Here is an 11,939-nt window from a genome sequence, read left to right as displayed (position 1 = left end):
ACTGTAAATAAATTGAAAAAATGCTGAAGTTATCATTAAGATTAACTTCAGCATTTTTGGTAAAGTTTAAGCTATCCATATGTCAGTAAACTCATTTAATTTTGGCTCTTATTAAAATTACCTATAAATTCATCTTAGCTATGTAATCGCATTGCACAAAAACCTGATTTGGCTTCACGGAAACTATACGATTCACTATGAGGTGCTTACATCTTTATCAGAAATTCACAATAATCAGGAATTTCATATCAAATAAATATTGATTTTTTCTCAAGAAGAATTCAGCATGAATTAGAGTCGTGGCGACTATAAGTCGCAGGCCAGTTGCTTCTCCTGTTCGGAGACGCTACGCGTAGCTTGCTTAAGAGCAGGGGTAGAAGTCGGCAGAGAGAGCCGCCCAACGCGCTTGGCTATACAGACAAAACCCACCTCCGTGGGTTGGAAATTTTTGATTTTTCATGTTTTCCACGTAGGTAAACATTGTTTGTGTAGTAGCGAATTATATTCACCTAATACTTTTCGGACATTCTCTTAAAATAAAGAGTATAAAAGGGTTTAATACCCACATCTCTATTAAGGAGCCTTTAGTCAATTTGTGGTATAAAACTCTACTTTATTCATTCTGGCTCCTGAATTCTGACTTCTGAATTTTTCTTCAATTTTCCAATTCAAACCCGATTTCTCAAAATTGTCTTGACCGTTCAAAACCCCTCATACCAAAATCGCAAATTAAATGAGAGAAATGCTAAATGTGATATCAACACATTGCAACAATGGCTGGCAATGGGATTTTATATGTTATAAAGCTCACAGAAATTAATGTTAGGCGGAAACTACTTTATGGAACCAGATAAACTGGGCCGTTTTAAGGAGTACGGCGAATTCATTCTCCGAAAGATAGATTCTGTGCCCCAGCACCCTTCAAAACAAGAAGATTGGGTTCCAGCTAGTCTTGACGATTGTCTTCTTCGTCTGCGGTCAGCTGCCCAGAAAACTGTAGACCTTGCAACTTCACCTGTCAAAATTGGGGTGATGGGGGAATTCAGTAGTGGCAAAACTTTACTTTTAGGCAGTCTAATTGGATATGCTGATGCTTTGCCAGTCAGTGAAAACCCCACTACAGGTAATGTTACCGCCATACACATCATACCTCAAGACGATTTCGCAACTACTCAATTAAGTAATTTTACTGTAGATTATCTTTCGCATGAAGGGGTGCATGAGTGTCTACGCTTCATGTTAGGGGAAGCCAATAAACGGACAACAGCAGCAGGGCTTCCTCCTATACCAGTATCGAAACTCAACTCTGGCACAGATATTATTGGCTGGTGTGAAGAAGCATGGAATAACAGTAACAATTTAGAGCTACGTTATTTACTGCGAGAGTTGGTACTATTCCTACGGGCTTATCAAGCTTATGGGGAAGTTATGTGTGGTGGGCGCTACCAGATTGATGCTACCACCGCCCGCGAGGGGCTACAGCTAGTCGAACAGCCAATGGCAATCCAAACTTTGAAATTTGAGGATTTACCCCCAGCGCATATCCGATTACCGAGTCCACCCCAGAGGCTACCAACAAAGTTATTACAAAACAGCTTCCCACTGATCCGCCGCGTAGATATTGATGTAAAAATATCACGGGAAATTTGGGATTTTACAGGCGCAGCCAAATTTATTCTCATCGACTTTCCGGGATTAGGGGCTGCTAATTCGGGGGCTAGGGATACCTTTTTGTCGCTGCGAGAATTGGCAGAAGTACAAACAATTTTAGTACTGCTAAATGGTAAATCTCCTGGGAGCGATCGCGCCAATAAAATCTTTACGATGATGCAGCAGCAGCGACCGGGACAAGACCTAAAAGATTTAATTCTCGTAGGTGTAGGTCGCTTCGATCAACTACCCCTAGAGGGCGAGGGTGGCGAAAGAGAACTTGACCAACTGATTGAAGATAGCGATTTACAAGAGGAAACCGTTTTCCAAAAACTCAAAGTTCTCCAAACTACCATTGACGGTGCAGAAGCATTTACAACTCAAAAAGACCGCATCGTTTTACTGTCGCCACTGTTGGGACTAGCTGAATTGGCAAAACGTTCTAGTACCGTCAAAGCAGGCTCAACAGAGTTTTTGGCTAACTTAGACTATCCTGATTATCTAGATCGGTCTAAACGGCTACAAGATAAGTGGGAGCTATTAAGTGAACATCTGCTAGAATCTGACACTCGCAGTTATTTGGGCAGACAGCTAGGTTACTTTAGTCAAGATGGGGGACTTAGTAAGCTGCGGGAATTGATTCAAACCCACGTAGCGACTCATGGTCTAAAGCAACTGTATGAAGATACTCGGAGAGCGGCTGATGTGGTGAGTCAGCAACAAGATCACTTAAAGGACATCATAGATGAAATTCACGAGCAAGGTATCCCTACAGGCGATAGTCCCGCCTTTATCGAGTTGCGCTTTGTGGTGGAAAGCTTGGATAAAATCTACAGGAATTTTCAAAAAGATTTAGGGAAAGAACCACTCAAAGATCGGCGCGGTGTTGTCGTCAGCGATGTAGTGAAAGACGAACTTACCTTTAGAATCCTCAATTGGAACCAGTGGACTTTACTGTTCAACAAAGCCAACAATGGAGCGATCGCTCTGGCAGAATCTAAAGGTGCAGCTGGGAAATTATTTGATCGGGGAAATCGGGTCAATAGTTCCCTTCCGACTAAAAGCGATGATTTTTATCCAGTATTTGAGAAAACCGTTAAAGAAGTAGAAGATTTTGCCCGCGATCGCATCCATCAAGCAGTGGTAGATTTGTTGAATCAATTGTCAAATTATGTAGCCCCAGAACGCGAACAATTGCAGGCAATTTTCCATCCAGAAATGGAACAAGAAATCGAAGAAAAATTTGGTTTTGAAGATGCCGATCTTTTTTACAAATTATTACTAGGATGCGAGCCTAACGAATGGATTGAAGCAATCATCTCCGAAATCAGTAGTAAAAACAAAACCGTTGCGCCCGAAATCATCTTTCCCTTAGCGCGTCAAGACGATAAACACAACGTTGGTCAAATCTTTGACTGGGCACCCGAAAAAAGCCAAGGTTTACCCAGATCGAGCAATCACCAACTTTTAGTACTGCGGCTGCGAGATGAAATCACTGCTAGCGCCAGCCTCCATCTTGTGCAGTATGTTAGCGAAGTTAATCAACAAATAAATTCCGAACTTGAAGGTATTTTGGATCAAATTATTCCTAGTTTGCAAAACATTTCAAAAAAAGAAACTTTGCTGAGATATTTGGCGGCTGGAGACTTGCCATCTGAGATTGCAATTCCTACTTGGTTGCAGATTATTTCAGAACTTGCTGCTGTTTCTTACTTAGATGATTTGAGATAAGCTAACTCAGAAAGTGACTGATTGCGATGGGTACGGATATGAGGATGTGTTTGTGAGACGGGATGCGATTTTTTCTACAATTTCCAAGCATGTACCAGGGTTACTTTTCCAGTTAGTCGCCAAAGAAAAAAGCCAGTGCTAAAGAGAATCAGTGGTACAAGACTAAAGATTAAAAGTCTGTACCACAAAGATTCTCTAAATTTGTAATTTTATGATAAAACATTACAGTTTTTAGCCAGCTATAAAACAAACAACAGAAAGTGATACTATAATGAACCCTTTTCAACTCAACAAATATAGCGATCAAGAACCAAGCGAGAAACAACAAAAAAGATTTCCAGGATGGTTTGCTTTAGATTTTGGTACATCGAATTCTACAGTTACACTTTTCGATCCAATTGAAGTACCGATCGCAGAAATTTTACCTAAAGAACAAGAAATGCGGTTGCGCGATCGCTTATCACAATGGCTGAGTTCTCCCGCCTCAGTAGCTTTACCAGATGTCAGTGCTGATGATTGGGAAAAGTTTATTGTAGAAATTAGCAGAAACCTGGAGATAGAACCCAGCCAATTCAGCGAAGTCTTTGAAAGTGACAATAAAGAGCGGTTTTTGGAAGCAATTCGCCAAATTGAACTTTCCTTAGGAAACAGCGAGAGATTCCGCCGTGCTGTCAGCAAAAAACTTTACCAAATTTATCATGAGGTGTTTCGCGTCCCTACCCTAGAGTCGCAAAATCTGATTCCAGTTGTGCTGGATATCGATCGCCGCGATACGGAAATCCCCAGCGAGTCGGAAATTTCACAGTTAAGCGATTTAAAACTGCGGATGGGAAGGGAAGCTAGAGATAACCGAAAAAAAGCGATCGCTCAAGGTACAAGCAGTTCTTTAAAGGAAATTATCAGCAGGTTTCACCATTCACCCAAACGCTATTTTGGTCAGGAGCGGTTGTTTCCAGTTATTTTGGATGGTGAAGAAGAATTAATTACCGCGAACCAACTGATCCAATCTGCTTGGGCGCATTTAATCGAGTTAACTGAAGATTACCGCCAACGCGCCCAACGCAGGTTTTCAGAAGGGAATTTTTTAACAGCAGTTGTCACCTACCCCACTGTCGCCCCACCAGTTGTTCGCAAGGAAGTTAAGGAATTAGTTGAGCAGTTGGGGATCGACGATGTGCAAACTGCTTATGATGAAGCTGTTTCTGTGGCGATATTCTTTTTATGGCGAGAATTTGGTGGTAATCTCAACATTGGCATCGAGTCATTCAAAACCCGTTGTCGCCAAGCCGGAAACAAATGGTCACAAAATGTTCTCGTTTTGGATATTGGCGGGGGAACTACAGACTTAGCTTTAATTGAACTGACTTTAGAAGATAAAACTCCTACTTTTGCTGATTATGAAGACCGAGGTTTAGGAGGACGTTACTATAAACTCACTCCCAAATTATTAGGTTCATCTGGTCATTTACAGCTAGGTGGGGAGTTAATTACACTACGAATTTTTAGATTATTAAAAGTTGCGATCGCAGATTTTTTATTGACAGCAGTAGCAACAGGTGAGATAGAAAGCGAAAAACTAGAAGATTTAATTAACTCTGAGTTAAACGAGCGCTTTTTAGAACAAGGTAAATTCAAAAGTGGCAGTCTTTTAAAATGTTTAGATAAAGAGAATCCAGAAGGCGATATTACTTACAAAGATGCCCTAGATACTGCCGAGAAAGTATTACCCACCCGTTGGCAACAAGCACCTCAACGTCTGCAATCATTTTATATTCTTTGGGATCATGCGGAAGCAGCTAAACTTAAACTTGGGCTAAAGCCACCAGTAGATAATTCTCTATTAATCTTCACACTTTCTGAACAACAAATTTCCGAACTGCTCACCCAAAGCGGTGTTAAATTGCAAGTCAAAGATCCAAATAGCATCTGCATTACCCTAGATAACCAGCAATTTGAACGAGCCGCCGTTTCAGGAATTAAAGAAGCGATCGGTATTGCCAAAGGATTGATGGAAAGTCGCTTGCGCCCTGATGATATCACCAAAGATTCTTGGAATTCCCAAAAAGTTGATTGGTTAATTTTGTCTGGAAAAACTTGTAATTTAGACATAGTGCAGCGCCAAATCTACCAAGAATTTAGTAAATCTCCATATTTTGTGTGGAATCCAGAACGAATTACCTTTGTGCTGGAATTTACCAAATTAGCCACCTCCGCCGGTGCTTGCTATGCCGAGAAACTGCGAAGATTAAGGTTCGATCCAGAAGAGTCCAAAAGCTTGCTGCGTAAGGGAGCCAACCAGCTAGAAATTGATGTCAAAAATCTGTTTTATTATTTACCTTGCAACTTCAAACGCAAAACTCAAAGTAACGATTTACTCACCATATTCAAAGCCGGACAAGAACTCTATCAGCTCGCACCTTGGGAAACTGTCGCTAAGGTTCGTACTGCATGGCAAGGAATCCAATTAACTAATATTATTTACCGTCAAGACTACGAGGATGGAGATTTACGACTATGGGGTAGCTTCGACGGCAAAAACCTCATGAATCAACTGGGAATGCAAGAAGCAGAGTTTCTAAAAAAACTTAAAATCCAGTTTGAAATTGACCAAACCCTTGAATTTAGTGTGTTGCTTTGTCAGGGAAATCCCCACTATTTAATTGATATTCCTGGCATTGATTTGGAATCGGTAGTTTCAGAAAATTCAGCGCTATTTGCTGATGGCAAATTAAACTGGAATATTGCTGTAGAACGCTTCAATAAAGATTTAAATGATGGTGATATTGCCGTCAATGTTATTGAGTCCGCAACTGTTGATCAACCAGATGCCTATCATCTTGTGTTTGAAGTAGGAAATGATGGTAGTAAATTGTTTCAAAAATTTCACTATCTGCGCGATGGCGTGACGGAACCAGGAATTGGGTTAATTAGTAATCCCTTACCTCCCTTCCCGCAAACAGGCCAACACACCTTCTATGTTTATCAAACAGACGCCGAAACCAACAGCAAAAAATGGATAAGAATTGGCGCACTCAGCAAACCAGATGTGACAACAGATTACCCTTGCCAATATCGTGTAACTCTCGACGCTCAAGGTATTCTACGGATGCACGCCGGTGAAGTCCCTTACTGGACATCAAACAGTCAAGAATGCCTTAAAGAAGAGGGATGCGTTTATCTTGCTGAATTAGAATTGCAGCCCAACGAAGTTGATAAAGAACGCGATCCATTTTGCGGTATACATTAACTCTTGCATTAAACCTTTGCGTTCCTTTGCGCTAACCTTTGCGTTCCTCTGCGTTGAAAAAATTAAGATTTTTAAACGCAGAGGGGCGCAAAGTAAACGCTAAGGGGCGCAGAGGTTTACCAAGTTTAATTCGCTACAAAAATATTTGGAGGTGAGATTCATGCAGCACTTGCGTCAATTATTAGAGATAGAAAACTCAGAGTTAGCCCAGTTACTGCGGTTTAGTTTGTATGGACTAGAGGCGACTTTAAATCAGGCTCGCACAAAATTTCCACTAGATCCAGGATCTAAAATATGCGATGAGGTGCTGCAAGAACTTCATAACCTATTGGAACCTGCACCCTCACAGCAAAATACTGGTTGGGAAGATGCGCCAGATGATTTAAAACTAAGTCACCTGCGAGAAGTTTTTGATTCTGACTCAGAACTTAATTATTATCTGGGTAATTCCCAACTGCAAAGCACAACAGATTCTGATTTGTGGAATGAGATTCAACGCAAACTGTTGCGAGTACCAGAGGATTTAGCTACAACTTGGCGATCGCGCACCTTAGATTTAGCCCAAGAAGTTGGTGCGATCGCAGATAATTCTAACCTCTATCAACTTCCCTTTATCCGCGATGAAATTATCTACCCCGGCCTTAGTGGTACTGTTCAAACTCAGGGATTAATCTTGTATCAAAAAGCACTCCTAAATTCTCAAATTACCCAAGGGAATGTATCCGATTTACCAGCAGCATTCCTATTTTTATATATGAATTTTATCGAAATAGACCCAGATTTACATCATGCTTTAAAGAGCGTTTTTAGCTTCGATGTCATTTCCTTACACTCCAAACCAGAACAGCGCGATCAATATATTGATGCTTTAAGCGATCGCTTCCAACGCACCCAAAAAGCAGAGAAAAATACTGATCCCCTGTCAATTCTCCGTGCTTGGATTGACATGGACGAAGCAATACATTCCCTAGTATTTGTACCACCGGCTGAACGCTATTCTTGGTGGGGAAAGCTACAACATGAATCACGGCGCATTTTGAAGAAAGTCGCTGATGAAGCTGTTAATGCAGGTAATGAAGTGCGAATTCGGCAATTATCGGGACTTTATGCAGATATTTGTGCTTTATCCAAGGATGACTTACAACTAGACTGTGGTGGTATTCCTGGCGAAGTCTTAACTTGTCTTCGAGTATATGCGCGAATTAATCAAGAAGAATCTCCAGGTCGTGTAATATTTCGCTCATCACGCTAATTGCTGGCGAGTTTTCTAATTCTTGAGATTATGAGGCAAGGCAGACGATTTTGCGAATCCCCGCCTTGCCTCATAATCTAATGAAGGTAAAAACGTTTAAATTTATAAAATGCCCCAGAAGTGTAAAATCCCTTGACCAGAAAACACTTCAAGCGCAACGGCAGATAAAAAACCAATCATTGCAAAACGACCGTTCCAATTTTCGCTCTGAGGAGTGAAGCCCCAGCGCAAAGCATTAGGATCTTCTGAAACCGAAGGCGTAGTCTTCTTAACGTTTGCCATAAATAATACTCCGAGCTTTTACGTTGTAACAGTTATAACTGCCTGTAAAGTAATGTAACAGATTTTTACGAAAATGCAACATAAACTCAAGACAAAATTAAGTAGTATATATTGCGGGTACGTAGTTTTATGTCAGTAGGTTTGCGATCGCTCCATTTAGAAAATTAGTAGGGTAATTGTTGGAGATGAGCCTCTTTTAGGTTCTTTAACGCTTTGTTTAGATGAGCTACATTGGATTGTTGGTGGAGAATCTGCTATAGGTGCTCGTCCTATGAACATTGAATGGGTAAGAGATATTAGAGAACAGTGTATCCTAGCGAATGTGCCATTTTTCTTTAAACAATGGGGAGGCATTCAAAAGAAAAAATATGGCAGAGAACTTGATGGAAGAACTTGGGACGATTTTCCAGAAATTATAGCTGATAAAAGCACTAAACAACTATCATTCTTCAAATAGCTTGAATATTTCCTTAAATGATTATAAAAAGCCCTCTACGATATCCTGGTGGTAAATCGAAAGCAATAAATCAAATAGTTGAATACTTGCCGAAGAGCTTTTCAGAATTTCGGGAGCCTTTTGTGGGTGGTGGTTCTGTATTTATTTATTTAAGGCAACAGTTTCCTCATATCAAAATTTGGATTAACGATTTAAACTGCGAACTCTTCTTATTCTGGAAGGTTGCCCAGTCTGATATAACTCAGTTAGTGAAAGAAATTCGACATATTCAAGTCAAATATACAAATGGTAAATCACTATTTACAGAATTAACTAGTGTAAATGTCAATAATTTATCTGATTTAGAAAGAGCAGTTCGGTTTTTCGTACTTAATAGGATTACTTTTTCAGGAACTGTAGAATCAGGCGGTTTTTCTGAACAAGCTTTCTATAAAAGATTTACTGATTCTTCAATAGAACGGCTAGAAAAGTTAGAAAATATCTTATCAAAAAATGTCCAAATTACTAATTTGGATTACAGCCATCTATTAAAATCAGAAGGTAAAGATGTATTTTTATTTTTAGATCCACCATATTTTAGCGCTACAAAATCAAAACTATACGGTAAAGATGGTGACTTGCACACTTCTTTTGAACATCAGAGGTTTGCTAACCTTTTGCAACAATGTCATCATCGCTGGCTAATTACCTACGACGACTCACTGCACATTCGAGAAAATTTTCAATGGGCTAATATCTCAGAGTGGGAATTACAGTATGGAATGAATAACTATAAACAGAGTGGTGCGGCTAAAGGAAAAGAGTTATTCATTACTAACTACGAAGTTAAACTTAATTTGGAAAAAAAATCACAAGTTCAGGATCTTGCTAATCCAGCTTTGCAATTAAGCCTTGAGATTTAACCCTAACTTTAATAGCTTCCAATTTTCCGGTAGGATAACCCCATAACTCTCAATATAGCTACAACATACAAACCTTAGTATGATAACTTCCCCAATCCCTGCTCAAGAATCCTCTGCTAGCTGGTATGTCCTGCTGCAACAATTAATAGATGGCCAATCTTTATCCCGTACTCAAGCTGCTGAATTGATGCAAGCATGGCTCAGTGAAGCGGTTCCCCCAGAGTTATCAGGGGCTATTTTAACAGCGCTGAACTTTAGAGGCATTTCTGCCGACGAGTTGACTGGTATGGCTGAAGTATTACAATCTCAATCAAAACTGGGGACTGGGGAAGAATCTACCCAATCCCCAATCCCTAATCCCCAATCCCCAATCCCTCTAATTGATACCTGTGGCACTGGTGGAGATGGGTCATCAACCTTTAATATTTCTACAGCCGTTGCATTTGTCGCCGCAGCATCTGGTATACCTGTCGCCAAACATGGCAATCGTTCAGCGTCAAGTCTGACGGGAAGTGCAGATGTATTGGAAGCCTTGGGTGTAAACTTGAGTGCATCCAGTGAAAAGGTGCAAGCCGCACTACAAGAAGTCGGGATCACTTTCTTGTTTGCCCCTGGTTGGCATCCAGCACTCAAGGCGGTTGCCTCATTACGGCGGACTTTGAAAGTGCGAACAATTTTTAATTTACTCGGGCCGTTAGTAAATCCCTTGCGACCAACTGGGCAGGTAGTGGGCTTATATACTCCTAAGCTTTTGGCAACTGTTGCCGAAGCTTTACAGAATTTGGGCAAGGAAAAGGCGATTGTGCTGCATGGGCGAGAAAAACTTGATGAGGCTGGATTAGGAGATTTAACTGATTTGGCGGTGTTATCAGACAAAGAAGTACAGTTAACTACGATTAATCCCCTGGATTTGGATCTAACACCTGCTCCTATAGGTATGCTTCGAGGTGGGGATGTCCAAGAGAATGCGGTGATTCTGAAGGCGGTACTGCAAGGTAAGGGAACTCAGGCACAACAAGATGCAGTAGCCTTAAATGCGTCTTTGGCGCTGCAAGTAGGGGGTACGATCGCATTCCTCGATCACGCCCAAGGGATTAAAATCGCTAAGGATATCCTACAAAGCGGGGCAGCTTGGACGAAGTTGGAGCAGTTAGTTGAGTTTCTGGCGAATTAATTTGCGATCGCAATTGCGGACGAAACTCTACCACATTACGTTTGATAGTGACATCGTAGTTCCCAAAAAAGTCATGTCCTAAAAGTCCAGTTTCTAGTTCCGTACCTGCGATCGCTACTGCTACTCTATTCACTATTACCCCGCCAACTGCCATCGAATTAACATAGCCCACAGGAAATTCTACAGATCTGGAACTCGCGGTATTGGCCTTAGCTTTCCCCACTGGCACTATTCCCAAGGTATTTGCCATCTCTTGGGTAATTACAGTGCCACTGGCTCCCGTATCTACAATCATGTCAAATTGTTGCTGGCCATTAAAGGTGACTTCCACAATTGGCGTTCCACCAATTCGCCTTTTAATCGGGGCTGTAAATACTTGCTGATCTGGAATTACCACTGCTGATGAGGGCAAAGCTGGTTTTGGCGGTAACGGGTTTATTTGTTGTGGAGGCAATAGAGGTGAGGTATACTTTGGTGTGGTTATTGTCTGGGGAACCACAACTACTATCCTCTTCGGTTCGGCAACGCGCACAGGGCGAGGATTAGCTTGCTGCCTGGCATATTTAATTTGGCGGCGATATTCAGTAATTTTGGTTTGAGCGATCGCAAATTCTGGGCTTTGTCGCCGGACTCCTTGCATCAGCGCGATCGCATCCTGGTACTGATTCGCCACCAAAATCCAATCATCTGGAGATTGAGCAGATTGGCTGATACTCCAAGCGCCAACGGCTTTGTCTCGCCCCATCTCAAAAAGACTTGGTTCACTTTCAGACGGCTCTAGCGGCTCTAGCTGCTGTGCTTCTGGGGTAGGGGTAACTGCTGGTGTTGTTGGTTCGACGGCAGGCTGTACTGATGCCTGCTCCCCAATTGGCGCGGGTTGCTCATTGCCACCAGTCGCAGTGTTCCGTTGGTCTTCACTACAGGCAACACACAAAACTGCTAGAGCGCTTGATAGAAAAATTAGGGTTGCACGGGATAAAAAAGACTGAAGCATAATTAATTTTAACCGTCCAAGCTTTGCCAAAGCCACTCCCGCTAATTTATTTAATTCCCTTTTAATTTTAATTAACTATTCTAAAAACTCCCAATTGCTCAACTCATGGGATAATTAACAATCGCAGTATTGGGGAGTGGGGAGTAGGGAATAGGGAAGAAGCAGGAGAGGCAGGGGAGACAAAGGGACAAGATGACAAGGTGACAAGAGGTGAGAACTTGCAACAAGTCTTTCCCCTTGTCCCCAATCC

8 protein-coding genes are annotated in these 11,939 nt (G+C 41.5%); 6 read left to right on the top strand and 2 right to left on the bottom strand.

Annotated elements, in window-relative coordinates; translation table 11 throughout:
• Positions 1-840 precede the first annotated feature (840 nt).
• The 3 genes from ACFFAP_RS18955 (at position 841) to ACFFAP_RS18945 (ending at position 7,880) form a co-directional block, all read left to right on the top strand.
• Positions 841-3,381 carry a proteasome protein gene (locus tag ACFFAP_RS18955; protein ID WP_375512649.1) on the top strand — a complete coding sequence of 847 codons (2,541 nt, stop codon included), beginning with the start codon at positions 841-843 and terminating at the stop codon, positions 3,379-3,381.
• 271 nt (positions 3,382-3,652) lie between these two features.
• Positions 3,653-6,628, top strand: coding sequence for a molecular chaperone (locus tag ACFFAP_RS18950; RefSeq protein ID WP_375512648.1), 2,976 nt, complete (start codon positions 3,653-3,655; stop codon positions 6,626-6,628).
• Positions 6,629-6,788: 160 nt separating this feature from the next.
• Complete coding sequence (locus tag ACFFAP_RS18945; protein ID WP_375512647.1) at positions 6,789-7,880, top strand: hypothetical protein; 1,092 nt, start codon at positions 6,789-6,791, stop codon at positions 7,878-7,880.
• A gap of 102 nt (positions 7,881-7,982) precedes the next feature.
• Here the strand turns inward: ACFFAP_RS18945 and ACFFAP_RS18940 are convergent, their stop codons facing one another.
• On the bottom strand, positions 7,983-8,162 hold the full coding sequence (locus ACFFAP_RS18940; RefSeq protein WP_104907792.1) for a high light inducible protein: 180 nt from the start codon (positions 8,160-8,162) through the stop codon (positions 7,983-7,985).
• A 163-nt stretch (positions 8,163-8,325) separates the two neighbouring features.
• Between ACFFAP_RS18940 and ACFFAP_RS18935 the strand changes: the two genes are divergently transcribed.
• From ACFFAP_RS18935 to trpD, 3 genes are all read left to right on the top strand, one after another.
• Positions 8,326-8,619, top strand: a complete 294-nt coding sequence (locus ACFFAP_RS18935) for a DUF5131 family protein (RefSeq protein WP_375512656.1) — start codon at positions 8,326-8,328, stop codon at positions 8,617-8,619.
• 20 nt (positions 8,620-8,639) lie between these two features.
• Positions 8,640-9,521 carry a DNA adenine methylase gene (locus ACFFAP_RS18930; protein ID WP_375512655.1) on the top strand — a complete coding sequence of 294 codons (882 nt, stop codon included), beginning with the start codon at positions 8,640-8,642 and terminating at the stop codon, positions 9,519-9,521.
• A gap of 79 nt (positions 9,522-9,600) precedes the next feature.
• The gene (gene trpD / locus ACFFAP_RS18925) at positions 9,601-10,695 is read left to right on the top strand and encodes an anthranilate phosphoribosyltransferase (protein ID WP_375512646.1); all 1,095 of its coding nucleotides are present in this window, start codon (positions 9,601-9,603) and stop codon (positions 10,693-10,695) included.
• Here the strand turns inward: trpD and ACFFAP_RS18920 are convergent.
• Entirely contained in the window at positions 10,625-11,689 is a 1,065-nt protein-coding gene (locus ACFFAP_RS18920) for a TIGR02281 family clan AA aspartic protease (RefSeq protein ID WP_375512645.1), read from the bottom strand. The genes trpD and ACFFAP_RS18920 overlap by 71 nt on opposite strands.
• Positions 11,690-11,939: the final 250 nt, after the last annotated feature.

The organism is uncultured Nostoc sp. (assembly GCF_964245575.1).
Lineage (GTDB): Bacteria > Cyanobacteriota > Cyanobacteriia > Cyanobacteriales > Nostocaceae > Nostoc.
This window is presented reverse-complemented; position numbering and strand designations above follow the sequence as displayed.